General features: G+C 61.0%; 27 protein-coding genes and 1 pseudogene. 20 read left to right on the forward strand and 8 right to left on the reverse strand.

The genetic code is table 11. The features are described from left to right. The first annotated feature begins 11 nt into the window (after nt 1–11). From rpsE to OIL77_07545, 16 genes are all read left to right on the forward strand, one after another. On the forward strand, nt 12–536 hold the full coding sequence (gene rpsE / locus OIL77_07470) for a 30S ribosomal protein S5 (GenBank protein HJI45238.1): 525 nt from the start codon (nt 12–14) through the stop codon (nt 534–536). A 2-nt stretch (nt 537–538) separates the two neighbouring features. Continuing rightward, nucleotides 539–721, forward strand: coding sequence for a 50S ribosomal protein L30 (gene rpmD, locus OIL77_07475; GenBank protein HJI45239.1), 183 nt, complete (start codon nt 539–541; stop codon nt 719–721). Between the two features lie 3 nt (nt 722–724). Further along, complete coding sequence (rplO, locus tag OIL77_07480) at nt 725–1,174, forward strand: 50S ribosomal protein L15 (protein ID HJI45240.1); 450 nt, start codon at nt 725–727, stop codon at nt 1,172–1,174. Continuing rightward, complete coding sequence (secY, locus tag OIL77_07485) at nt 1,168–2,454, forward strand: preprotein translocase subunit SecY (GenBank protein ID HJI45241.1); 1,287 nt, start codon at nt 1,168–1,170, stop codon at nt 2,452–2,454. Before rplO ends, secY begins: the two co-directional genes overlap by 7 nt. Nucleotides 2,455–2,472: 18 nt before the next feature. Then, on the forward strand, nt 2,473–3,099 hold the full coding sequence (locus OIL77_07490) for an adenylate kinase (protein ID HJI45242.1): 627 nt from the start codon (nt 2,473–2,475) through the stop codon (nt 3,097–3,099). Then, nucleotides 3,096–3,884 (forward strand): type I methionyl aminopeptidase, encoded by a 789-nt coding sequence (gene map / locus OIL77_07495; protein HJI45243.1) that lies wholly within the window; start codon nt 3,096–3,098, stop codon nt 3,882–3,884. The genes OIL77_07490 and map overlap by 4 nt, the downstream gene beginning before the upstream one ends. 143 nt (nt 3,885–4,027) lie before the next feature. Next, complete coding sequence (gene infA / locus OIL77_07500; GenBank protein HJI45244.1) at nt 4,028–4,246, forward strand: translation initiation factor IF-1; 219 nt, start codon at nt 4,028–4,030, stop codon at nt 4,244–4,246. Nucleotides 4,247–4,396: 150 nt separating this feature from the next. Further along, entirely contained in the window at nt 4,397–4,510 is a 114-nt protein-coding gene (gene rpmJ / locus OIL77_07505) for a 50S ribosomal protein L36 (GenBank protein ID HJI45245.1), read from the forward strand. Between the two features lie 14 nt (nt 4,511–4,524). After that, a complete protein-coding gene (gene rpsM / locus OIL77_07510; GenBank protein HJI45246.1) occupies nt 4,525–4,899 on the forward strand; it encodes a 30S ribosomal protein S13 in 375 nt (124 codons plus the stop codon). A gap of 14 nt (nt 4,900–4,913) precedes the next feature. Continuing rightward, nucleotides 4,914–5,318 carry a 30S ribosomal protein S11 gene (gene rpsK / locus OIL77_07515; GenBank protein HJI45247.1) on the forward strand — a complete coding sequence of 135 codons (405 nt, stop codon included), beginning with the start codon at nt 4,914–4,916 and terminating at the stop codon, nt 5,316–5,318. Between the two features lie 19 nt (nt 5,319–5,337). Next, entirely contained in the window at nt 5,338–5,934 is a 597-nt protein-coding gene (rpsD, locus tag OIL77_07520; GenBank protein HJI45248.1) for a 30S ribosomal protein S4, read from the forward strand. Between the two features lie 32 nt (nt 5,935–5,966). Further along, entirely contained in the window at nt 5,967–6,908 is a 942-nt protein-coding gene (locus OIL77_07525; GenBank protein HJI45249.1) for a DNA-directed RNA polymerase subunit alpha, read from the forward strand. A 30-nt stretch (nt 6,909–6,938) separates the two neighbouring features. Further along, complete coding sequence (rplQ, locus tag OIL77_07530) at nt 6,939–7,406, forward strand: 50S ribosomal protein L17 (GenBank protein HJI45250.1); 468 nt, start codon at nt 6,939–6,941, stop codon at nt 7,404–7,406. 92 nt (nt 7,407–7,498) lie between these two features. After that, a complete protein-coding gene (gene truA / locus OIL77_07535; GenBank protein HJI45251.1) occupies nt 7,499–8,323 on the forward strand; it encodes a tRNA pseudouridine(38-40) synthase TruA in 825 nt (274 codons plus the stop codon). Nucleotides 8,324–8,526: 203 nt separating this feature from the next. After that, a complete protein-coding gene (locus tag OIL77_07540) occupies nt 8,527–9,525 on the forward strand; it encodes a glycosyltransferase (GenBank protein ID HJI45252.1) in 999 nt (332 codons plus the stop codon). A 132-nt stretch (nt 9,526–9,657) separates the two neighbouring features. Next, entirely contained in the window at nt 9,658–10,095 is a 438-nt protein-coding gene (locus tag OIL77_07545; GenBank protein HJI45253.1) for an ArgR family transcriptional regulator, read from the forward strand. Nucleotides 10,096–10,310: 215 nt separating this feature from the next. Here OIL77_07545 and OIL77_07550 read toward each other — a convergent pair whose 3' ends face one another. Continuing rightward, entirely contained in the window at nt 10,311–12,506 is a 2,196-nt protein-coding gene (locus OIL77_07550; GenBank protein HJI45254.1) for a PBP1A family penicillin-binding protein, read from the reverse strand. A gap of 162 nt (nt 12,507–12,668) precedes the next feature. Between OIL77_07550 and OIL77_07555 the strand changes: the two genes are divergently transcribed. The 4 genes from OIL77_07555 (at nt 12,669) to OIL77_07570 (ending at nt 19,106) form a co-directional block, all read left to right on the forward strand. Further along, nucleotides 12,669–14,627, forward strand: coding sequence for a U32 family peptidase (locus tag OIL77_07555; protein ID HJI45255.1), 1,959 nt, complete (start codon nt 12,669–12,671; stop codon nt 14,625–14,627). Between the two features lie 96 nt (nt 14,628–14,723). Continuing rightward, nucleotides 14,724–15,935, forward strand: coding sequence for a tyrosine--tRNA ligase (tyrS, locus tag OIL77_07560; GenBank protein ID HJI45256.1), 1,212 nt, complete (start codon nt 14,724–14,726; stop codon nt 15,933–15,935). Nucleotides 15,936–16,292: 357 nt separating this feature from the next. Continuing rightward, nucleotides 16,293–18,113 (forward strand): amidohydrolase family protein, encoded by a 1,821-nt coding sequence (locus tag OIL77_07565; protein HJI45257.1) that lies wholly within the window; start codon nt 16,293–16,295, stop codon nt 18,111–18,113. Between the two features lie 198 nt (nt 18,114–18,311). Next, a complete protein-coding gene (locus OIL77_07570; protein HJI45258.1) occupies nt 18,312–19,106 on the forward strand; it encodes a Cof-type HAD-IIB family hydrolase in 795 nt (264 codons plus the stop codon). A gap of 344 nt (nt 19,107–19,450) precedes the next feature. Here the strand turns inward: OIL77_07570 and OIL77_07575 are convergent, their stop codons facing one another. The 7 genes and pseudogenes from OIL77_07575 to OIL77_07605 all read right to left on the reverse strand — a co-directional run bounded on the left by OIL77_07575 (nt 19,451) and on the right by OIL77_07605 (nt 24,869). Then, the gene (locus tag OIL77_07575; protein HJI45259.1) at nt 19,451–19,834 is read right to left on the reverse strand and encodes a transposase; all 384 of its coding nucleotides are present in this window, start codon (nt 19,832–19,834) and stop codon (nt 19,451–19,453) included. 337 nt (nt 19,835–20,171) lie between these two features. Next, a pseudogene (locus tag OIL77_07580) lies at nt 20,172–20,492 on the reverse strand (IS110 family transposase). A gap of 289 nt (nt 20,493–20,781) precedes the next feature. Next, nucleotides 20,782–21,624: a Cof-type HAD-IIB family hydrolase gene (locus OIL77_07585; GenBank protein ID HJI45260.1), complete on the reverse strand. Its 843-nt coding sequence runs from the start codon at nt 21,622–21,624 to the stop codon at nt 20,782–20,784. Nucleotides 21,625–21,711: 87 nt separating this feature from the next. Then, complete coding sequence (locus OIL77_07590) at nt 21,712–23,130, reverse strand: citrate synthase (protein HJI45261.1); 1,419 nt, start codon at nt 23,128–23,130, stop codon at nt 21,712–21,714. Nucleotides 23,131–23,207: 77 nt separating this feature from the next. Beyond that, nucleotides 23,208–23,495 carry an ACT domain-containing protein gene (locus OIL77_07595; GenBank protein HJI45262.1) on the reverse strand — a complete coding sequence of 96 codons (288 nt, stop codon included), beginning with the start codon at nt 23,493–23,495 and terminating at the stop codon, nt 23,208–23,210. A gap of 396 nt (nt 23,496–23,891) precedes the next feature. Further along, complete coding sequence (locus tag OIL77_07600) at nt 23,892–24,599, reverse strand: site-specific integrase (protein ID HJI45263.1); 708 nt, start codon at nt 24,597–24,599, stop codon at nt 23,892–23,894. Between the two features lie 18 nt (nt 24,600–24,617). Further along, nucleotides 24,618–24,869, reverse strand: coding sequence for a helix-turn-helix transcriptional regulator (locus tag OIL77_07605; protein HJI45264.1), 252 nt, complete (start codon nt 24,867–24,869; stop codon nt 24,618–24,620). Nucleotides 24,870–24,915: the final 46 nt, after the last annotated feature.

The following is a 24,915-nucleotide window of genomic DNA, read 5'->3' on the forward strand; positions in this document are numbered from 1 at the left end:
GTATGTAGCACATGGCTCGTAATCAGAAGCAGCAGCGCGAGGCCTCCGAGTTCGAGGAGCGCGTCGTTTACATCAACCGCGTGTCGAAGACCGTCAAGGGTGGTCGTCGCATGAGCCTCGTCGCTCTCGTCGTCGTTGGCGACGGCAAGGGCAACGTCGGCGTTGGCATGGGCAAGTCCGCTGAGGTGCCCCTGGCCATCTCCAAGGCGTCTCTCGATGCCAAGAAGAACATGTTCCACGTGCCGGTGACCGAGCAGGGCACCATCCCGCACGAGGTTCTCGGCCACTTTGGTGCCGGCCGCATCATCATCAAGCCCGCTGTCGAGGGTACCGGTGTTATCGCCGGCGGCGCTGTGCGTCCCCTCTTCGAGCTTGCTGGCATCAAGAACGTCCTGTCCAAGTCCCTCGGTACCGACAACGGCCTCAACATCATCAAGGCTGCCGTCGAGGGCCTCAAGGAGCTCTCCAGCCCTGAGGACGTCGCGGCTCGCCGTGGCCTGACGGTCTCCGAGATGTTCGTCGGTAAGGAGAACTAAGCATGGCTGACACCATCAAGATCAAGCAGGTCCGCAGCACCAATGGTTGCAAGCAGGACCAGGTCCGTACTGTCCGTGCCCTCGGTCTCCACAGGATCCGCGAGGTTCGCGAGATTGCTGACAACGAGTCCGTCCGCGGCATGATCTTCAAGGTCAAGCACCTTGTCGAGATTGTAGAGGAGTAGCAAATGCAGCTTCACGATCTTACTCCCGCGCCCGGTTCCTCCAAGAACCGCAAGCGCGTCGGCCGTGGCAATTCTTCGGGTCACGGCACCACTTCTGGCCGCGGCCAGAAGGGCCAGGGTTCCCGCTCTGGCGGCACCAAGGGTGCCGGCTTCGAGGGTGGCCAGACTCCGCTGGCTATGCGCCTGCCCAAGCTTCCGGGCTTCCGCAACCCCCGTCGTATCGAGTACACCGCCGTCAACGTCGAGCGTCTCGAGCGTAAGTTCGAGGACGGCGCTGTGATCGACGGTGCCGCTCTTAAGGCCGCTCGCATCACCAAGAGCGAGTTCGAGCCCGTCAAGGTGCTCGGCAATGGTGAGCTCACCAAGAAGTTCACGGTCAAGGTCGACAAGGTCAGCGCTTCTGCGCAGGCCAAGATCGAGGCCGCCGGCGGAAAGGTCGAGCTGCCGTGCTAAATGGTCTTAAGAATGCTTTCCGCATCAAAGAACTGCGCGAAAAGATTCTTTTTACCATAGCTATGCTCGTCGTGTACCGCATTGGTGCGCACGTTCCTGTGCCCGGCATTCCCTTCCAGGGGATGCTGGGCCTTTTCTCGACCGGGAGCAACTCGGTCGCCGCAGGTGCTATGGCCCTCCTGAATCTTTTCTCTGGTGGCGCGTTGAGCTATGTCTCGGTGTTCTCTTTGGGCATCATGCCGTACATCACGAGCTCGATTATCCTCCAGATGCTCCAGGCCGTCGTGCCTTCCCTGCATGAGCTTGCCCGCGAGGGCGAGGTCGGTCAGACCAAGATTACGCAGTATTCGCGTTATCTCACCTTGGCTCTGGCTATCCTCAACTCCGTGGGTTACCTCTTCCTCTTTAAGAGCTTCGGCATTAGCTTCAACGGTGCCGGTGCTCCCGAGATCATCTTTGACCTTATGATCGTCGGTACGCTCACCGCGGGCGCCATGCTGATCATGTGGATTGGTGAGCTCATCACCCAGCGCGGTATCGGCAATGGCATGTCGCTGATCATCTTCGCGAACATCATGGCCGGTCTTCCGCAGGCGATTTTCTCCAGCACCGAGGGTAATGCCGGTGGCATCATCACCATGGTGATCATCTGCGCCATCATCCTGCTGGTTATCCCGCTGATCGTTTTCCTTGAGCGCGGCCAGCGCCGCATCCCGGTCTCCTACGCCAAGCGCGTCGTGGGCCGTCGCATGATGGGTGGCCAGACCACCTACCTGCCCATCAAGGTCAACACCGCGGGCGTCGTGCCGATCATCTTCGCTTCGGCGCTGCTGTACTTCCCGGCCCAGATTGCCGTGTTCTTCCCCGGCATCGGCTGGATTCAGGCAGTTGCCTCCGCGCTTTCGACCGGTTGGCTCAACTGGGTGCTTAACGTTGTCCTCATCGTGTTCTTCGCGTACTTCTACACCTCCATGGTGTTCAACCCCGATGACACGGCCGACAACCTTAAGAAGCAGGGCGGCTTTATTCCGGGCGTCCGTCCGGGTAGGGCTACCGCGGCCTACATCAAGAACGCGCTCAACAAGATCACGCTTCCCAGCGCTGTCTTCTTGGCGCTCATCGCCATCGTGCCTTCGATCATTTTCTCCTTTACGGGTAACCAGCTGATCCAGGCATTTGGCGGCACGTCCATCCTCATCATGGTCGGCGTCGTGCTCGACACGGTCGATAAGCTCGAAGGCCAGATCAAGATGTATGATTACGATGGATTCTTTAAATAGGCTAGAGGAGGATTGCTCATGAACCTCGTATTGCTCGGAGCTCCGGGTGCCGGTAAGGGCACCGTCGCACAGGAGCTCGTCGCCGAGTTCGGCGTCGCTCACATTTCCACGGGCGACCTGCTGCGTGCTGCCGTCAAGGGTGGCACTGAGCTTGGTATTCAGGCTAAGAAGTACATGGACGCCGGCGAGCTCGTTCCCGACCAGCTCGTTATCGACCTTGTCAAGGAGCGCCTTGCCGCCGATGACGCCCAGCAGGGCTTCATCCTCGATGGCTTCCCGCGCAACACCGCCCAGGCTGTGACGCTCGATTCCGAGCTCTCCGCCATGGGTCGCGAGATCGACTGCGCCCTTCTGGTCGACGTGGCCCCCGAGGTCATCATCGACCGTCTGTCTTCGCGTCGCACCTGCCGCGCCTGTGGTTACACCGGCACCGCTGCCGATGCTACCTGCCCCAAGTGTGATGGCGAGATGTATCAGCGCGATGACGACAAGCCCGAGACCATCAAGAACCGTCTCGACGTCTACGAGAAGTCCACGAGTCCGCTCGTCGACTACTATCGTGGCCAGGGTCTGCTCAAGTCGGTCAACGGTGACCAGGCTCGCGAGACCGTGTACGGGGATGTCAAAGAGGCTCTCGGTCTATGATCAAGATTAAGTCTGCAACGCAAATCGAGCAGATGAAGAAGGCAGGAGCGCTATCTAAGATGGCGCTCCGCCACGTTGGAGCCATGGTTCGCCCTGGTGTTTCGACCTTTGAGCTTGATCAGCTTGCGGAGCAGATTATCCGCATGCATGGTGGCACCCCGGCCTTTAAGGGTTACGGCGGGTTCCCCGGTACCATTTGTGCATCGATCAACGATGCCGTGGTGCACGGTATTCCCAATCCCGACATGATCCTGCGCGATGGCGATATCATCTCCATCGATACGGGAGCCGTTGTTGACGGTTGGGTCGGCGATAACGCTTGGACGTTTTTCGTCGGTACCCCCACGCCCGAGGCCAAGGCTTTGTGTGAGGTCACGCGCGATTGCCTTAAGGCTGCTATCGAGCAGGCTGTTCCCGGTAACCATATCGGGGACGTCGGTTATGCTGTTCAGTCCCTCGCCGAGTCTCACGGTTACGGCGTGCTTCGTGATTATGTGGGTCATGGCATTGGCCGCGTGATGCACGAGGACCCCAACGTTCCTAACTATGGAAAGAAGGGGAGGGGCGTTCGCCTCCAGGCCGGCATGGTCATTGCCATCGAGCCGATGGTTACGATGGGTTCCAACCATGTGAGCACGGGCTCCGACGGTTGGATCGTCACGACCAACGACCACCTGCCCGCCGCGCACTACGAGAACACCGTCGCCATTACCAATGACGGTCCGGTGATTCTCACCACGGATGCGCAAGGTGCCTGGTGTTCCTTGCAGGGCGGTGAAATGTAGGGCTTGCGTCAAATGCACGCCTTAACATTTCAAATGTAACAAGTTTCGCTTAGTTGTGGAGCCATTACGAAGATATTACGATACGTGCATGCGTATTGTAGAATACTCAATCGCTGTCGTTTTCTAGAGAAAGATGATTGCTTGTGAAGAAGGAAGACGCAATTGAGCTCGAGGGTACGGTAAAGGAACCGTTGCCCAATGCCATGTTTAAGGTTGAGCTCGAGAACGGTCATTCGGTTCTGTGCAACATTTCTGGCAAGATCCGAATGAATTACATCCGTATTCTCCCCGGTGACAGGGTTGTCGTGGAGCTTTCCCCGTACGACCTGACCCGCGGCCGCATCACCTATCGCTACAAATAGCGGCACGCATACACGCACTCCATTTCCGGCTGCAGGCTTAGCTCAACCTACGGTCGGATTGTGTGTGAAGACCAGCCATAGTTTTAAACGCCTGCGGCTGGGCGAGTAGATAGTAGGGAAGTAGTTTGAGCGCTACCGAAAGGAAGAACGATGAAGGTACGTCCTTCGGTCAAGAAGATGTGCGATAAGTGCAAAATCATTAGGCGCCATGGCAAGGTCCTCGTCATTTGCGAGAACCCCCGTCATAAGCAGCGTCAGGGTTAAGAGAGGAGACTACGTTGGCCCGTATTAATGGTGTCGACCTCCCGCGTGAGAAGCGCGTTGAGATCGGTCTGACCTACATTTACGGCATCGGCCGCACCACTGCGACGAAGATTTGCGTCGAGTGCAATGTTAACGTGGATACGCGCGTTAAGGACCTCACCGAGGATGAGGTTAACGCCATCCGCGATTATATCGATAAGAACCAGATCATGGTTGAGGGCGACCTCCGCCGTGAGCGCAACCAGAACGTCAAGCGCCTTATGGACATCGGCTGCAACCGCGGCCTTCGTCACCGCAAGGGCCTCCCGGTCCGCGGCCAGCGCACCCACACTAACGCTCGTACCCGCAAGGGCCCGAAGCGTCAGATCGGTGCTAAGAAGAAGAAATAAGGAGCGCTAGATAGATGGCTACTGCTAAGAAGAACGTTCGCGCTGCCCGTCTGAAGCGCGCGGACCGTAAGAACATTTCCGTGGGCCAGGCTCACATTCGTTCTACGTTCAACAACACGATCGTTTCGATCACCGATCCCCAGGGCAACGTCATTTCCTGGAAGTCGGCTGGCCAGGTGGGCTTTAAGGGCTCCCGTAAGTCCACGCCGTTCGCTGCCCAGATGGCTGCCGAGGCTGCTGCCAAGCAGGCCATGGAGCACGGTATGAAGAAGGTTTCCGTCTTCGTCAAGGGCCCCGGCTCCGGTCGTGAGACCGCCATCCGCTCCCTCCAGGCTGCTGGCCTCGAGGTCTCGAGCATCCAGGACAAGACCCCCATTCCGCACAACGGCTGCCGCCCCAAGAAGCGTCGCCGCGTGTAACTGAAAGGATCGTATCAATATGGCAATCGACAGGACTCCTGTTCTTAAGCGCTGCCGTCAGCTCGGGATCGATCCCGCTGAGCTCGGTTACAGCAGCAAGAAGGAATCTATCCGTCAGCCCAAGCGCCGTCGCAAGGAATCTGAGTACGGCATGCAGCTGCGCGAGAAGCAGAAGGTCAAGTTCATCTATGGCGTTCTGGAGAAGCAGTTCCACGGCTACTTCAACAAGGCCCGCAAGATGAACGGCGTCACCGGTGAGAACCTCATGATCATCCTTGAGTCTCGCCTCGACAACGTCGTCTTCCGTCTTGGCTTCGCCCGCACCCGCAAAGAGGCTCGTCAGTCCGTCCGTCACGGTCACTTCACCGTGAACGGCAAGCGCGTGGACATCCCGTCCTACCGCGTCAAGGCCGGCGACGTCGTCGCTGTCGGCGAGAAGTTCCGTGACCTCCTCCCCATCAAGGAGGCCCTGATTTCCTCCGAGCGCTTTGAGGTCCCTGGCTGGCTCGAGGTCGATATCGAGAAGCTGTCTGGTAACGTGCTCGCTCTGCCGACGCGTGAGCAGATCAGCGGTGATATCAACGAGCAGCTCATCGTCGAGCTCTACTCTAAGTAGTCCATCCGGGCTGCTGAGGCTGGAGGTAATACATGTCAGAATTCATTAGGCCTCAGGTTCAGGTCGAAGAGATCAACGAGACGTCTGCTCGTGTCTCCGTCGAGCCGCTCGAGCGTGGTTACGGCGATACGCTGGGTAACTCCCTTCGTCGCGTTCTTCTGTCCTCGCTCGAGGGTGCCGCCGTCGAGGCTATTCAGATCGATGGTGCGCAGCACGAGTTCATGACCATCCCTAACATGGTCGAGGATGTCACCGACATCGTCCTGAATGTCAAGGGTCTTGTCTTCAGGGCTCTCGGCACGACCGACGAGGCGACCGCCACCATCTCGGTTGACGGCCCCTGCGAGGTCACCGGTGCGGACTTCTTTATTCCGTCCGAGTTTGAGCTGGTCAACCCCGAGCAGCACATTGCTACGCTCACCGAGGGTGGCCATCTCACCATGAGCATGCGCATCGGCTATGGCCGCGGCTATGTTTCTGGCGAGGCCAACAAGCGCGACAACGATCCCATCGGTGTGATCCACGTCGACTCGCTGTACTCGCCGGTTTCCCGTTGCGCCAAGCTCGTTGAGGCTTGCCGTGTCGGTCAGCACACCGACTACGACCGCCTTGTCCTCGAGATCGAGACCAACGGCTCCATCGCCCCGCGCGACGCCGTGGTCCAGGCTGCCAATATCATCAACCAGCATATGGCCGCCTTTATGAACCTTACCGAGACCCCCGAGGTCGAGGAGGAGGCTTCGATCTTCGCTCCCGAGGTCACCAACGACAACGCTGAGCTGGACAAGCAGATCGAGGATCTGGACCTTTCCGTCCGTTCCTACAACTGCCTTAAGCGCGCCAGCATTCACTCGGTCCGTCAGCTCGTTGAGTTCTCGGAGAACGATCTGCTCAACATCCGTAACTTCGGTGTTAAGTCGATCGAGGAAGTGAAGGACAAGCTTGAGTCCATGGGCCTGAGCCTGAAGGCTTAATGCTTCGCATATTTGAGGAGAAACTAGACCATGCGTCACAACGTTAAGAAGGGCCTGAAGCTCGGCACCGATGCGAGCCACACCAAGGCCATGAAGAAGAGCCTTGCTAAGGCCCTCTTCGAGAACGACCGCATCAAGACCACCGAGACCCGCGCTAAGGCGCTGCGTTCGGTCGTCGACCCGATCATCACTTGGGCCAAGAAGGGCGACCTGCACTCTCGTCGTCTGGCTATCGCCAAGCTCGGCGATAAGCAGCTCGTTGCCGAGATCTTCGACAAGGCTGCCCAGGGCATGTGGCAGGACCGCAACGGCGGTTACACCCGCATCATGAAGCTCGGCAACCGCAAGGGCGACAACGCTCCCATCGTTATCATGGAGCTCGTCACCGAGCCTTGCACGCCTAAGGCCAAGAAGGCTGCTCCGGCCCCCAAGAAGGCCGCTGCTCCCAAGAAGGTCGAGGCCGTCGAGGAGGCTCCTGCTGAGGAGACCGCTGAGTAGACAATCCGTCTGCATAGGCTATATTCGAGGGGTACGTTCGCGTACCCCTCTTTTTTTGTCGCGATACCGTTACTTGTTTGTTGGGAGCGCCCATGACTGCCCCGTCTGATTTCAATTCGATTTCCGAGCTTGACGCCACGCTCGTATTTCGTGTGGCCTATGATGGCTCGTCGTATAGCGGATTTGCCGAGCAGCCGGGACAGACGACGGTTGCGGGTGAGCTGCGTCGAGCCATCGAGACGCTGCTTCGCCGCCCGATCGATTTGACGTGCGCGGGGCGTACCGATGCCGGTGTGCACGCGGTGGCGCAGTACATCAGCGTGCCCGTAACGGACGCTGAGCTCGCCCTTACGCGCCGTAGGTGGCTGCGGGCTATGGATGCCCTGCTGCCTAAAGATATCGCCATAAACGAGGTCTACAGGGCCCGTAAGGGCTTTTCTGCACGCTTTGACGCGCGTTCCCGTACGTATACGTACCGTATTGCCGATCGCGATGCGCGCCCCGTGCTGTCCCGTGGTGCCGTGTGGTGGCATCGCTATCCCTTGGACGTCGAGGCCATGTCTGCGGCCTGTCCCGCGCTTTTGGGTGAGCAGGACTTTAAGAGCTTTTGCAAGGTCGCCTCTGCCGTGGGCAAGCCTACGCACCGCTGCGTGATGCGGGCCGAGTTTGGCCATGAGGTTGCGTTTGGCGAGGACATCCTGACGTTTACCATCGAGGGCAATGCGTTTCTGCATTCGATGGTCCGTACGATCGTTGGCACGCTTGTCGAGATTGGCATGCATCGCCGTAAACCCGAGTGGATGCGCGAGGTCATCGATGCTTGCGATCGTACCGCTGCGGGCCCCACGGCTCCTGCCTGCGGCCTTACGTTTATGGGCGTGGATTACGATCCCGCCGAGCTTGTCGTGCTCGACTAGGGGAGGGCTTGACGCGCCGTTCGTCGGCATCTGTCATCTGTGGGCTGCGCGTGTGCAACATCTGTTCTTGGCGTGCAGTGCAACCGGTGTCTCATTGCTTTTATTTATGGGGTGTACCATGAACCACGGTTTGATTCATTGCTGTCGAGAGGACGGATAACTTGGTTCGACGTGGCTCGCATCCGCGACTTTCGGTGATCCTTGTGGTAGAAGGTTCGCCCAGCTATGCGATGCGTGCGCTCGAGAGTATCCAGAACCAAGACCTCTACGATTTGCAGATTGTCGTTGTCTGCCGCGATGCTGCGCCCGGTGTGCGCCATTCGCTTCAGGTTGCTGCCGACAGGGACATCCATATTGATTTGATTGACGTCGAGGACGCGAAGCGCGGTGCTTGCCTTCGTGCCGGTTTTGCTGCCTCGCGTGGCTCTCAAATCATCGCTATGAACGCCGATGAGTGGTTTGCTCCGCAGTCCCTTTCCAAGATGGTCGATATCGCGTGCGATACTACGGCAGACATAGTGCTCCCCACGGTGTCGCTCGACCGCTATGATGCACATCGAGAGCGCCATTCGCGCGTCTTGGATGCTGCTCATATTTCCATTGATAGCAAATCCTCGATGGTGACCGGGCTGCCCCAGTTGATTTTAGGCGGCCTTGTCGTTCAGACCTCTGGCGTGATGTACAGCCGCTCGCTGTTTGAGGCATGCCTGTCGCGCGGCAAGGCGTACCGTACGGTTGAGTTTATGGCTTATGCGCTCTCGCAGGCACGATTCGTGTCCGGCTGCGGCGACGCTTGTTTTCATGCGGTGGCACCTAAGCTTACAGATGCCTTTGATCCCACCATGTATGCCAGGATATCCGATGACACTCGAGCGCTCGACGAGCTTGCGGACTCACTCTCGGAAGCAGATAGCGGTGGTCGGCTCAAGCTGGCAAGCCAAAAGTTCTACTTTGCCGGACTGGTCGCCTGCATCGAGAATTTGTGTCTGAGCCCGCATGGGGTGTCGTCAATCGAGCGTTCCGCCCGCATGCGTGATATGCTCGAGGCGCCTCGAACCCGTCAGATGGTCGCCGCGCTCAAGGACAACCATCGGGGACTTGGTCTGTTGTTTGGGCCGATCGCCAGCGCCAAGCCCGCGCGCTGCGTGATGTGTACGCATCTGGCAGCTTTTCTTAACCGGACGGGCGCAAAAACCGCCTAAACGGCTCATTTCGAAACAAATTTGCATAGAATTGTTTCGAAATGCGTTCTTATTCACTAAAACCTTCAAATAGCGCTAAACTATTCAATCACTAAGTGATTGTCTCCACCATCTTTTGGAGTGAGGTTTTGTATGGCCAAAAAACGCAATGGGCGCCAGGATGCCATTAGAGATATTGTTCGCAATAAGGACGTACGCACGCAGCGCGTTTTGGTAGACGAGCTTCGCGCCATGGGTTTCGATTGCACGCAGGCGACCGTTTCGCGCGATATCGCGGACATGGGACTGCGTAAGCTCCCCGAGGGCATCTATGTCCTTGCCGAGGACCTGCATCTGCAGCGCATGGTATCCGAGTTGGTTACCGGCGTACTGCGCACCGATAATCTGGTTATGATCAAGGCACAGCCCGGTACGGCTTCTGGTATTGCCGCAGCTGTCGATGCTGCGGAGCTGCCCGACGTGCTCGGCTCGCTTGCCGGCAACGACACGATCTTGGTCATTGCGCAGACGGCCGAGGACGGCGAGCGCCTTGAGGCGCTCATCAACAAGCTGAGTAACTCTCGCAAGTAGGGGAGTAGTGGCGCTGCTACTGCGCCGATTGTTGCTATAGGTAATTGCCGAGGGCGTTGACGAAGGTCAGCGCCCTTTTTGCATGCCGGCGCCTGTTGCCCTATCGGTCTTGCAGCCGGGGCCGTCGTTGCATCTTGTGGCATCTGCCGAAATAAAGAAGCGCCCGAGCAGCGTACGTGCTGCTCGGGCGCCTTGGTGTCAGTCGTTCTTTGCGCTTACTGGCCCGTAGAGGGGTCGGGCGTGGGCGTAGGATCGGGGGTAGGCGTAGGATCGGGTGTGGGCGTCGGCGTGCTACCGTCGCCGCCCGTGCCACCGTCGCCACCTGTCGCACCGCTATCACCGGTGGTGTTGCCGCCCGGGGTTTCAGTGGTCGTGGTTGTCGTTGTCGTTGTGGTGGTTGTGGTCTCTTCCTTTTCCTCTTCTTTTTCCTTGTCTTTGTCCTCTTCGTTTTCCTTTTTATTGTTTGTGCCGTAGAACTTCCAGACGTTATTGTTCTTGTACGTGGGGGCCGTTCCGGTCGCGAACTCCTCACGCTCGGTTCCGGCCAAAACAGTGTTCATGAACTTCTTAAAGACGGGCAGGTTGGTGCTGTCGCCCAGCAGGTCCGTGCCGTACTTTTGGATGGGAATCTCGCCTGCGGAATAACCGGTCCACAGGGCGCATGCCAGTTGCGGCGTGTAGCCGCAGAACCACAGGTTGGTGGTGTTGTCGGTGGTACCCGTCTTGCCGGCATAGGGCTGGTTGACGCTCAGCGCGCCGGCGGCACCCGTGCCGCTGCCCTGCATGACACCGGATAGAACGTCGGTAACCGCGGCAGCCTCGCCTTCGGTGAGCACCTGCGTGGGATTGTCGGTGTGCTGGTACAGAACCGAGCCGGTACGCGAGTCGATCTCGGTGATGGCGATCGGCTGGCGATAATAGCCGCCGTTGGCAAAAGTGGCGTAGGCCGATGCCATCTCGAGCGGCGAGATGGACCCGGTGCCGAGCGTCATGACGGGAACGTCCTCGATATTGTCCTTGGCGGGATCGATGCCGAGCTTTTTGACGAGCGACATGATCTTGTTGTTGCCGATGGCTTCTGCCACCTGAATGTAGCCGGTGTTGGATGAGTATGCCGTTGCCTGCTTAAGCGTGATGTTGCCATAGCTCTGGTTGGCATAGTTTTGCACCTTGGTCGTGGTGCCCTTGGCTGTAAGAGGCGAGTTGCAGTTGAGGGTGACGTTGGGGTTCATGCCGTTTTGGATGGCAGTTGCCAGCGTAAAGGCCTTAAACGTGGAGCCCACGGGGCGCTTTGCCGTAGCGTGGTTCACATGATTCTCGTCGGCGTTGTAGTCGTAGCCGCCCACCATGCACTTGATGTAGCCGGTCTTGGGGTCAACGACGACCATGCCCATGTCCAGGCCGTCGAGCGAAAGCGTGTCGAGCTGCGCGCGCACGGCCTCCTCGGCCACCTGCTGCATGGTGGGGTCGATGGTGGTCTTGACGGTCAGACCGCCCTTAAAGAGCACGTCGGTGGAGAACTCCTGCTCAAGCAGCTGCTTAACGTAGGAGACAAAGTAGGGTTGAGAGTACACATCGACGCCACTGCCCGAAATCTCGGTCACGTTAAGCGTGATGGGCTCAGCCTGTGCGGCATCGTGCTCTTCCTGCGTGATGTGGCCCAGACGCAGCATGTTGTCCAGAACCTTGTTGCGGCGGGACAGCGCCAGGTCGGGATTGACCGTGGGGTCGTACTGCGAGGGCGAGTTGGGAAGGCCGATGAGCAGCGCGGCCTCGCTCAGGGTGAGGTCGGCGGCGGTCTTGGACAGATAGGTCTCGGCTGCGGCCTCGATGCCATATGCTCCATGGCCGTAGTAGATGGTGTTGAGGTACATCATGAGGATCTCGTCCTTGGAGTACATATCCTCCATCTTGATGGCGATATAGGCCTCGCGCACCTTACGCTCGATGGTCGAGTCGAATTGTTCCTCCTGCAGGATGGTGTTGCGCACCAGCTGCTGGGTGATAGTCGAGGCGCCTTCGTGCCCGCCGCCGAGGGTTGCCACCGCAGCACGCGCGATACCCCACAGGTCGATACCGCCGTGCTCGTAGAAGCGCTCGTCCTCGACGTCAACGGTGCCCTGCAGCACGTAGGGGGAGACCTCGTCCTTGGTGATGGACTTGCGGTTTTGCGTGTAGAAGCTCGCGATCTTGTTGCCGTTGCAGTCGACGATCTCGGTGGGCTCGCTCACCAGATACGCGTTGGCGTCGGTGTAGTCGGGCAGATCGGACAGCCAGCGGTTGACGTTGCCGACCATGCCGATGCCAAACGCGACGCCCGCGATAAGCAAAAAGCCCAAAAACGAGAGCAGGATTATGGGCAGAGCATGCGTCTTTGAGCGGCTGCGTCCCTGTCGTTGGCGAGGACCCATATATTGACCTCCAGGTATGTCGTGCCGGACGGTGGATGTGCCGTCGGGGCAGGATGGACATAAGTTATTACACGATAAACCAAACGGGACGCGCGAGGCCTCGTGTATGCTGGAAGACGGCATTTTTCAGAGTGAATGCATACCTTGGTAAGGAGTTTGTCGATGGCGATTCGGACGATGGGGCCGAGCGGACAATACGAGACTGGATTGGATGCTGCCGGCACGGCGCTGCCCGAGCTGCTGGCGCCGGCGGGCGGGCTCGACCAGATGCTTGCGGCCATCCCCGCGGGTGCCGATGCCATCTATGCGGGGTTGGGCGGCTTTAACGCCCGTGTGAGTGCGCACGGTTTTACCGACGACGAGTTTGCGCGCGGTTGTGCTGTGGCGCATGTCCATGGCGTGCGTGTGTACGTGACGCTCAACGTGTTCGTGTTTGACGATGAGTTGTCTGACGCGGTGGCGTTGGGAGCCCATGCACTGGAGCTGGGCGCCGATGCTCTGATTGTCGCCGATGCCGGGTTGGCCTGCGCGCTGAGCGCGGCGATTCCCGGGGTCGAGATTCACCTATCTACGCAGGCGGGCGTTCATAGCGAAGGCGCTGTGAGGCTGGCGGCCGACGAGTTGGGGGTCGAGCGCGTGACGACGGCACGCGAGCTGACGGTCGACGAGATTGCGGCGCTATGTGTCACGGGCGTGCCCATCGAGGTATTCTGCCACGGCGCTATTTGCATTGGATACTCGGGTGCGTGCGGGTTCTCGGCCCTTCGACGTGGCCGCTCTGCGATGCGCGGTGATTGCACACAGCCGTGCCGTCTGGCGTACGACCTGGTGGACGAGGCGGGACAGAGCGTTGTCGACGTCGAGGGAGATCGCCTGCTGTGTTCGCGCGACTATCTGGGTATTGCGCATCTGCCCGAGCTTGTAGATGCCGGCGTGGCGTCGCTCAAGATCGAGGGGCGCATGAAGAACCCCGATTACGTATTCAACGTGGTGCGGGTGTGGCGCCGGGCACTCGATATGCTGTGCGACGGCGCGTGGGACCCCGGTGCCGTGGAAGAGCTTGAGCGCGAGCTGGGAAGGTCGTTTAACCGTGGGTTTACCGATGCGTATCTGCTGGGTCGTTCGGGTGCCGAGCTCATGAGCTTTGAGCGCGCGATCAACCAGGGCGTGCGCGTGGGCCACTTGGTGGCGGTGGGTCACGAAGAGGTGACCGTTGAGCTCGACGCCGCCGTGGCGGCGGGTGACACGCTCGAGATTCGGTTCTATCCGGGTGCCGATGCGCGTCCCGATGTGCCCAAGCGCTGGCCGCAGGTGCCCTGCCCGGTGGATGCCGCAGCGGGGGAGCGCGTCGTCGTGCATTGCAAGCGTAAGGTGGACGCGGGCTGCGAGGTGTACCTGATTCGCAGCGCCGGCGTGTTGGATCAGACGGCGGCGGTGTTGGAGCGCATGCGGGCCGAGGCGGATGCGATTGCGCCCGTTGCGCGTGCCGTTGAGGTGCTGCCCTTTGAGGACGTTGCGGTGGATGGCGGTGCGTCGACGGAGTTGGTGGAGTGCGCGGTTTCCACTCGCATGGTTTTTGCTTGGCAGCTGATGGATGCCGACCCGCACGGAGAACTCGATTTGTCCGACGCCATTGTGGTGCTTGACGAGGTGTGCCGCACGGGTGACGCTGACAGGACCCGCTCACTGATGCAGCGTGCCGGGCGCGTCGTCTGCCGCAACCTGGGGCAGGTGGCGATGGCTCGCGAGCTGGGCGTGACGTTTGACGTGGCGGCGCCGGTGTTCTGCGCGAATCGGGCAACGTTTGCTTGGCTGCGCGGGCTCGGTGCAGGGCGGGTGTACTTGCCGGCCGAGTTGCTCAACAATGATAGAGGGCGTATTGCCGAGCTGGCTGCTGAACCCGGCGTCCTTGGCCCCATCGACGCCGACCGTCCCGAGCTTATGGTGTGCGAGCACTGCCTGCTGACCGCCGAGGGCGTCTGCGCCACCGATGCGACGGGACAGGTCCGTTGCCGCGACTGCTTGCGTCGTCGGCAGGTACGCTATCTGGTCGAGCGTGACGGTACACGTCTGCCAGTTGCCATTGACGCATGCGGCAGGACGAGGATTTTCCTATCGTAGGTGCCGCGTCGCGTCAGTTTGTTATCATATGAGAGTTTATGGACTTCCAGCACCGCCGTATCCGGCGAGGGTGCTATAGCAAAAGGAGGATACCCAATGCTGTCTGTTGACGAGCAAATGCGTATCATCACCTCGGGCGCTGCCAAGATCGTCCCCGAGGCCGACCTTCGCAAGAAGCTTGAGAAGGGCGAGCCCCTCAACATCAAGCTCGGCGTCGATCCCACCAGCCCCGACCTGCACCTGGGCCATGCCGTGCCCCTGCGCAAGATGCGCCAGTTTCAGGACCTGGGTCACAACGTCACCCTCATCATCGGCAACGGCACCGCGCTGATCGGCGACCCGTCGGGCAAGAACTCCACCCGCCCGCAGCTTTCGCAGGAGCAGATCGAGGCTAACGCCGAGACCTACGTGAGCCAGGCCATGAAGATCCTGGATCCCGAGAAGACCACCATCGTGCACAACGGCGACTGGATCCTGTCGATGGATCTGGCCGGCCTGCTGCAGGTGTGCTCCAAGTTCACCGTCGCCCGCATCCTCGAGCGCGACGACTTTACCAAGCGCTACCAGTCCCAGACGCCGATCGCCCTGCACGAGTTCCTGTACCCCGTGATGCAGGCCTTCGACTCCGTGCAGATCAAGGCCGATGTGGAGATGGGCGGCACCGACCAGCTCTTCAACCTGCTCGCCGGCCGCGAGCTCATGGAGAAGATGGGCATGGAGCCGCAGATCGCGCTCACCATGCCGCTGCTCGAGGGCACTGACGGCGTGCGCAAGATGTCCAAGTCCTATGGCAACTACATCGGCCTGACCGACGCGCCCAAGGATATGTTCGGCAAGACCATGTCCATCCCCGACGAGATGATCGGCAAGTACTATCGTCTGGCCAGCTCGCTCACCCCGGCCGAGGTCGACAAGATCGACGCCGCCCTGGCCGATGGTTCTGCCGACCCCTACGAGCTCAAGCGCGCTCTGGGCCGCGACCTGTGCGACACCTACCACGGCGCCGGCGCCGGCGACGAGGCTCAGGCCGAGTTCGACCGCGTATTCAAGGAGGGCCAGCTCGCCGACTTCCCCGAGAAGCATGTCGAGCTGACCGTCAACGACGAGGGCCAGATCTACCTCGCCGGCTTGCTCAAGGACCTGGGTCTTTCGGCGAGCGCCGGCCAGGCTCGTCGCGATATCGACGGCGGCGGCGTCAAAATCAACGGCAAGGCCGTGGCTCCCAAGAGCTATAACATCGATCCCAGCGCCCTCAAGCTGGGCGACACCCTCTCCGTGGGCAAGCGCAAGGGCTTCAAGCTTGTTTAGTTACGCGGTTTTACCAAACCGCGTAACAGCTCGACGCTGCGCGGGCCCCAGAGCGACAACTTGTCATTCAAAGAGGACGGCATGACCAGAAGGTCTATGCCGTCCTCTTTTCATGTCAATTTGTTCGCTCTGGAGCCCGCTCGCTGTCCGTCCTCCACCTACGGCGTTGCCCTGGGTGGCACTTAGGGCCATTTCTTTTTAGTGCAATGGGGTCAGGTTACTTTGCGTCAAGTTGGAAGTGCCGTTAAGCGGAAGGGGTGTTAGCGGGGCCTTCTTTTGGGCATACAATGGCTATTGGCTTGCTGCGGTGAAGGTTTGTCCGCTCCGCAGCTTTTTTCTACGGTTAAAGGAGTATGTATGTCCGTTGAGGTCATGAGGTCTGTGATCGATGCTGCCGAGGGGCGCGTGCCCGTCGACACGCTGTTTACCAATGCGCAGATCGTCGACGTGTATGGCCAGCGTGTGGCGCCCGGCAGCGTTGCCGTCAAGGACGGTGTGATCGTCGGCGTGCTCTACGATGGTCGCGACGATGCTGCTGGCACCTACGAGGCAACTGAGGTCATCGACTGCCAGGGTCGCTATCTCGCTCCCGGTTTTATTGACGGGCATCTGCATATCGAGTCTTCGAACATCCGTCCCGCCGAGTATGCTCGCATGGCCGCGACGCGCGGTACTACCACCGCCATTGCCGACAGCCACGAGATTGCCAATGTTGCCGGTCTCGACGGCTTGCGCTTTATGATCGAGGATGGCCGCCGCGCGCCCATCTCCATCAAGTACATGATGCCTTCGTGCGTGCCCGCGCTGCCCGACGAGCAGGCCGGTGCCGTGATTACCGCCGCCGATATGCAGGAGTTTTTTGCCGAGCATCCGGGCGATGTCTTTGGCCTGGGCGAAATGATGAACCTGCCGGGCGTCTTTATGGCTGACTCCGAGACCTGTGCTCGCATCGATGCTGCCAACCAGACGCCGTCCAAGCAGGTCGACGGCCATGCGCCGCTCGTTGCCGGTAAGGACCTCAACGCCTATGCCGCAGCGGGCATTATCGCCGACCACGAGTCGACGATTCCCGAGGAGGCGCTCGACAAGCTGTCCCGCGGCATGTATGTGATGCTGCGTGAGGGCACGTGCAGCCACGACCTGGCCAACCTGTCTCCGATGCTGTTGGAGAATCCTTCCCGTGCCCGCCGCTGCTGCTTTGCGACCGACGACCGCGCTCCCTCCGATGCGCTTTCGACCGGTATGATCGACAACGCCTGTCGCGTGGCGATTGAGGCCGGTATCGACCCCGTGGTCGCTATCTCCATGGCGTCCCTCTCCACGGCCGAGGCGTTTGGCCTGGACCACGGTTGCCGCGACCCGCACGAACTGCGTGGCGCCATCGCCCCGGGCAAGCGTGCCGACCTGCTGGTGCTCAATGACCTGACGTTTGCCACGGCTCCGCATCGCGTATATGCCGCCGGTGCTCTGGTGGCGCAGGACGGCACCTTTGTGGGCGAGATCGCACCCGAGATGGCCGAGGTCGCGGCCCTTGCCGACGAGCTGCGCGCTTCCGTTAAGCTGCCGAAGCTATCGCTCGACGTGTTCGACTATGCCTTTAAGCCGGGCGAGGCTGTGATTGACGTGGTGCCGGGTAAGGCCATCACGGGTATGGTCCGTCCCGAGACTGACGAGGACTTGCGTCGCATTATGCTGATTGAGCGCCATGGCCGCGGCGTGTCGCTGCAGGCCGAGGGCGTCGATGGCGATGGCCCCGCTGGCCTGAGCCTGGTCGGCAAGCACATCGGTCGAGGCTGGGTGCGCGGTTTCACTATCACGGGCGGCGCCATTGCCTCCACGATCGGCCACGACTCGCACAACGTGTGCGTGGTGGGCGACAACGCCGCCGATATGATGGCCGCTGTTGAGGCCGTGGGCCAGGGTGGTCACGTGCTAGTGCGCAACGGCGAGGTCGTGGCGCGCATTCCGCTGGCGCTCGGTGGCCTGATGAGCGAAGGCACGGCCGAGGACGTTGCCGCGCAGCACGACGACTTTATGGTCAAGGCACGTGCCATGGGTATTGAGCCGCCGCTCGATCCCATCATGGGCATCATCTTCCTGCCCCTGCCGGTCATCCCGACGCTCCGCATCCGCCCCGAGGGCATGTTCGACGTCACGACCTTCACCTACGCGGACTAGTCATCGGGGACGTTCTTAAACGACTGGTCGTTGGGGTGACGTGTCGCCTGGCGCCGCGACCGTAGGACCTCTGGCATGTGTGAGCTATTTGCCAGGTCCTTGTAACGTTTACGCCCGCGGAGTCTTATTTGAGCTCCCTTTGGGTACGGTGATTTTGGATATACGTCCGATTCCATCAAGCCCGAAGGGAGCTTTTCTATGTTTAAACTGATTGCATCCGATATGGACGGCACACTGCTTGACGAAAACGGCCAGGTGCCTCCCGAGACCTACGAACTGATTCTGGCGCTACACGAGCATGGCGTGCATTTCGCCGCATCGTCAGGTCGTCGCTACGATCGCCTGTGCGAGTTCTTTGCGCCCGTTCGCGACAAGATGGACTTTGTCGCCGCTAACGGCGCCCAGGTCTACGCCGACGGTAAGATGGTAGACCGTGAGGTGTATTCCCACCTGGCGATTCGAAGGCTCGCCCAAGCCGTCAGGACGTTCCCCAATCTGCATCTTGCGCTCTTTGACCGAACCAAGTCCTTCCTGCTCGATGACGAGTGCAAGTTCGTGCGTGAGGTCGATAAGGACCTTCCCAATGCCGAGCGTATTTGGGAGCTGCCCGATCCCAGCGTAAATATCATCAAGGCGAGCATCTTTTGCGACGACGGTGCCGTTATGGACAGCGCCTACGTGCTACAGCGCGAGCTCGGTCAGCTCTTTACCTTTGCGCCTTCGGGCAACGCGTGGATCGACGCCATGCAGCCCGGCGTGTCGAAGGCCTCGGGCATCGCGCAGCTTGCGGAGCATTACGGCATTGGGCGCGACGAGGTCATGGCGTTTGGCGACTCGATGAACGACTATGAGATCATTCGCTTTGTCGGCACGGGCTGCGCGATGGAAAACGCGCGCCCCGCGCTCAAGGCCGTTGCCGATCGCGTGGTGGGTCGTAACCGCGACCACGCCGTCCAACAGGAGCTCCGTCGCGTGCTGGAGAGCCTCGCCTAATCCGGCAGTTGGGGACGTTCCTTTTAATATGAGCAGGACATTGTCAAGAGGCAAAATCGGGCCTGGCCCCAACGATATGGGGTCAGGCCCTCTCCCTATATCAACCCGTCCGCGGCGACCTCGGCGTGTCTTCCCGACGCTCGTCTTTGCAGTTTAATATCCGCCCGTGGCGATCTCTCGCTGGGCAATCCGTTGCTACGGCTGAGGCTTCTTCGTCGAACCGACAGTCTGTGCACGCGTGTGGCGCCCTGGGCGCTCGCAGAAAAGGGACCTGAGGTTCGCCTCAACGGCTTCGGATCGAACCGCTTCCGGGGTGACTGGCTTATGTGCGGGGGACCGCCCCCCTACGCCTCCTCGGCCATGAGGCCGACCGCCCACACCCAGCAGGCGAGCTCGCGCGCCGTGGCCACGTTCGCCTTGTTGCCGTGGACCCCGCGCGCGAGCAGCGCCTCCCGCCTCTCGGCCAGCCTCCGCACGCCCTTGGCGGCATGCCTGCGGGCGACCCGGTCCGGGGCCTGGCCCTTGGCGAGGTCCTTCGGCCGCCCCGAGCACGTCAGGTAGTGCCACGCGGCCTCGACCAGCGCCTTCCTCAGGTGCTTGTTGCCCGCCTTGGTGATCGCGCCCCTGCGGTCGCTCTCCCCGCTGGAGTGCTCGGAGGGCGTCAAGCCGACCCATGCGGCGAACGACCGGGCATTCCTGAACCTCGAGAACTCGCCGGCCTCGAACACGAGGTCGGCGGCCGTCGCGGTGTCGACGCCCTTGAGGCAGCGCAGGGAGTCGACCCTCTTCCTCCACCTGGGCTTGCGGGTCTCGGCCTCGACGAGCCCCTCGAGCCGCGCCTTGTCCTCCGCCGCCCGCCTGACCGCGTCGACGTAGTAGGCGAGCGCCTCGTTGTCGGCCCCCTCCGCGAACCTTATCGACTCGATCCAAGGACCAGTGCGCCCGGGTCCAGTTGCCCTTCCTGCGGCCGGTGGGCGTCCTCTCGTCGAAGACGAGCCCGTGCCTGAGCAGGAACTTGGAGAGCCGCTGCTTCGAGCGCGAGAGGTCGTCCCTCGCGTCCTCGAGCGCCCTAGTCAGGTCGCGGGCGGCCTCGCACTCGTCGTCGGGGACCCACACCTCGACCACGTTGCCGACCGACAGCATGCGGGCGAGGAACTCGGCGTCGTTGCGGTCGTTCTTCCTGCGCCTGTCCGCGCTGGGCTTGATCATCTTCGAGACGGCGCCGACCACGCAGTCGACCCCAAGGCCGGAGAGCCTCTTCTGCAGGTCGAATCCCGTGACCCCGGACTCGTACACGCACCTGGCCTTAGGGTCCACGGAGCGGACCCACCCCGCGACGGCGCCGGCGTCGTAGCCGAAGGTCGCGCAGCGCACCTCCCCGGTCATGACGTCGAGGGAGACGGCCTTTATCGAACGGGCGTGGACGTCGAGGCCGACGAAGGTGGTAGTATCGAGCATGGGAGCCCCTTCCATGAATGCGGCGTGGCCGCCGCGGCTGAATTAGACACTCACCATTGTCGGCCTAATCCGCGGTCTTTCATGCAGCAGGGGCTCTCAATGTTTTTATGTCCTGCTCATATCGTCTCTGCCGGCAGCCGGGGACAGTCCTTGCGGTTTTCCGTGGGTAGCTAAAATGGCCCCGTCCCAAATTAGCTACCCTGCCGGGTTGCTGCTGCTAGGCGAGGGCAGCCATGATGGCGTGGGCGACGCCATCATGGTCGTTGTCGAACTCGGTGATGGCGTCAGCGGCCTCGCGGTCCTCGGGCTCGGCGTTGATCATGGCCATGCCGTGGCCCGCCGCCTGCAGCATGGGGATGTCGTTGATGTTGTCGCCAAAGGCCCAGGCGTCGGCGAGACGCTCGCCCAGGTGCTCGCATAGCCAAGTGAGGGCCGTTCCCTTGGTAGCGCCCTCGCCCATGACCTCGATATTCATGGCGTACGAACGCGTGACCTCAATGCCTCCGAGCGTGTCGAGCTCTGCTGCGATGGCGTCGCGATCGGCCGGGTCGTGCCAGTACATGGCGATGCGTTCGAGCGTCTCGACCTCGTCGATCTTGCTGTCGATATCCATGTCGATCGGTGTTCGTGTGCGCTTGAGCGAAGCCGCGATGTGGGGGTCGCCGCCACAGAACTCATCCAGACGCCCGTATAACGAGCGGGGGAGGAAGCACTGCCCATCCGCGAAGATATCGAAGGTCACATCGTGGCCGGCGGCAATGCGATGGATGCGGTGGGCAATACCACGGTCGAGCGGACGGCTCAAGATGCACGTGGCGCGCGAGGCGTCGGTGGGCGTATCCTCGTCGAGCTGCCAGACGCTGGCGCCGTTGGCGCAGACCGCGTAGTGTACGGCGGGGTGGGCGAGGATGGGCTCAAAGATGCCTGACAGCGGGCGCCCCGTGCAGGGCACAAACTCAATCCCACGTCGAGCGAGTTCGTCGAGCATTGCCCAGGTGGCGTCGCTCATCTGCTTATCACTCGTCAGCAGCGTTCCGTCCATATCGGAAAACACAATCATTTGATGCAGCCCTTTCTACTGGCATAAAAAGCGTGGCCGAAGGCGGCGATGCCCTGGCCACGCTCGAGTTCTATAACGGTCCGCGTCCTAGCGGTCGGCGAGTGGCTTGTACTCCAGCGGCTCGATCACCGGGCGGTAGGCGGGGCGGATGATGCGGTGCGCACAGAAGAGCTCTTCCATGCGGTGCGCCGACCAGCCGGCCATGCGGGCGACGGCGAATAGCGGCGTAAAGAGCGTCTCGGGCACGCCGAGCATCTTGTAGATAAAGCCCGTGTACAGGTCGATGTTGGCGCAGATGGGCTTGGTCATGCCGTGGTCGCGCATGACCTGGGGTGCCAGGCGCTCGATACGCTCGATGAGTGCGAACTCTTCGCCCAAGTCCTTCTTGGCTGCCAGTGAGCGCGCGTAACGGCGGCAGACCTCGGCGCGCGGGTCGCTCAGCGTGTAGACGGCGTGGCCCATGCCGTAGATGAGGCCCGTGCCGTCGAAGGCCTGCTTGTCGAGGATCTTGCCCAGGTAGGCCGCGACCTCGTCCTCGTCCTCCCAGTTGGAGACATGCGCGCGGATGTCCTCGTGCATAGACACGACCTTGGCATTGGCGCCGCCGTGGCGCGGGCCCTTGAGCGAGCCGATAGCCGCGGCGTAGGCGGAATACGGGTCGGTGGCCGAAGACGACAGCACGCGGCAAGCGAAGGTGGAGTTGTTGCCGCCGCCGTGCTCGGCATGCAGCATGAGCATCACGTCGAGCAGCATCGCCTCATCGCGGGTGAACGCCATGCCGCCGCGCAGGACCTGTAGGATGGTCTCGGCGGTGGAGAGGCCGGGCGTGGGGTGCGGCACGTGAACCTCGGAGCCGCGAAGCTTGGCGACCGAGGCCAAGTGTGCGAAGGCGGCGATGCGCGGGAGACGTGCGAGCATGGAAATGGCGACGTCGATTTCGTGCTCGGGCGTGATCACGTCTGGTTCGGCATCGAAGGCGTAGAGCAGCAGCACGGCGCGCTGGAGCACGTTCATGATGCTCGCCGACACCGTGGTCATCGGGAATTCCTTGACGTACTCGTCGCTCAGATGTCTAAAGGCGCCCAGGCGCTCGCAAAAGCCGTCGAGCTCTTCCTTGTTGGGCAGCGAACCCGTGATAAGCAGATAGGCGACTTCCTCGTAGCCGTAGCGATTCTCGGCCTGGGCATTGTTGACCAGATCCTCGATGCTGTAGCCGCGAAGCGTGAGCTTGCCCTGATCGGGCACGACCTTTCCGTCGACCTTGTTGTAGCCGTGCACATCCGAGATGCGAGTGAGGCCCGCGACCACGCCCGAGCCGTCGGCATTGCGCAGGCCGCGCTTGACATTGTGCTCAACAAACAGGCCCTCGTCATAAGGGTCGGTCGGCAGGCCGTGGTAGAGGCTTTCGCTCTCAGGCGAAATCTGGCGGCTTGCTTCGTAATCCAGAACCAGGCGGCTCAAGTGGTCATCGAAGCGGTAATAGATTTTCTTGGCGTCGTAGGCCATGCGCGCTCCTCTCCGGGCCGCATCGGGGTGACTTGCATGGGCATGCGCGCGTCAGGCTATCCCCAGCGGCTTGCTCGCTACAGGCGGTACATAAAGTTGAAGACGTCCTCGCGCTGGATGGACACGTTGACGCCCGAAAGCTCGCCGGCCTCGGCCAGCGCCTTCTGCAGCTCGGCGAAGTCGAGCTTGGACTCGGCGGTATCGGCCAGCATGGTCATGGTGAAGATGTCCTCGATAATGGACTGCGTGATGTCGCGGATGTCGACGTTGGCCTCGCCTAGGACACGGGTGACGCCGGCGACGATGCCGGGGCGGTTCTTGCCAAGGACGGTGATGACGATACGGGAGGACGAGATCTCGGCCATGGGAAACCCTTTCGCGTGATTGCGGCGCGCGCGGGGCGCTCCGCTACGGTACAGTGTTCATCATTGTACCTGTCTGGCGCAAAAAAGGCGCGCTCGCTGCGGCGTTACATGCCTGCAACATGAGCGTAAGGGGGAAGGCCGTACGGGGAAGAGCCGTCTGGCGCGTGTCCGGCTCGTGTTGGGTTGATTTCCGATCTCAGCCGAACACATTGAGCGGACAGGCCGTTCCCGCAGTCAGCCGAACGCCTCCGACGGCTGATTCCGAACTGGAAGCGGAGGGCATCCCCGCCCTTCGGTAGGGGATACCGCTCCGCGGCGCATGCCGCGGGCGGCGCCCCTATCGGACCACCGTGACCTCAGTTGGGATGGGCCCAGCACTGCCGCGTACTCGGTGAGCTAGAGCCAACTGTTCGTCTTCACGTCGCGTATGGCGATATTTCGGTCGTCCGGCTCGGTGATGCCATAGCCGAACGCCTGGAGCGTCTCGATGGACTCCTGGATCCTCTGTTGGAACATGGGACCCGGATCGACCCTCGGCCCGAGGTGCCCGCGCCAAAGGCACGGCGTGGCGCGCAGCATGTTATGGATTTTGGAGATGGGCTCGATGTCGGCGTAGACGTTGAGCGTCGCCATGGCGTCCTTGTGGCCGAGGATCGATTGGAGCGCCTTGATATCGCCGCCTTGGCGGATCCACTGCGTTGCGAACGTGTGGCGAAGGCCGTGGAACGTGATCAGCTCGTCGTTGGTGCCCATGAGGCCGTTGGTCTCCGAGAACGTCTTGAACGCCCTGCGGATATAGCTTGTCGTCGCGAAGGTCGCGCCCGGCTCCGACAGGATGTAGCAGTCCCCGATCTCGACCGCCCCGGTAAGGCCGCGCAAGCGCAGCTTTCCGCAGTCGATCTCGTGGGTCTCCTTCAGGAAGGGGAGTAGGCCGACCGGGTCGATGGGGATACCCCTGGCGTCATGGGTCTTGGTGTCCTTGATGAACGAACCCATTCCCTTCGCGTGCGCCACCGAGTGTCTGATCGAGATCAGGCCCGTCTCGAAATCCACATCGCACCACCGAAGGCCGCAGACCTCGCCGATTCGCATCCCCGTGTGCAGGGCGAGTACGACCGCCCTCTAATCCTCGGCGGACCAATCGAGTCCAAACTCCTTTCGGGCATCCTCTTCGCTCATGACTTCGAGAAGGTCTCCGGGTTGGCAACGAAGGGCGAGGCATAGCTGCTCGAGTGTGTTGAAGCGAATGCCGCGAATATGCCCTTTTTTAATACGGGACAGGTTCACGGGCGTGGTTCCAATCCTTTCGGCAAGTTCGTTCGAGGAAATCTTTCGCTCGGCCATGATCTTGTCGAGGCGAACAATTACGGGCATGGCGTTTCCTTACGCAATCTCGTCGGAGTCGAGGTACAGCTCTCGG

This window comes from Coriobacteriaceae bacterium, assembly GCA_025993015.1.
Taxonomy (GTDB): domain Bacteria; phylum Actinomycetota; class Coriobacteriia; order Coriobacteriales; family Coriobacteriaceae; genus Collinsella.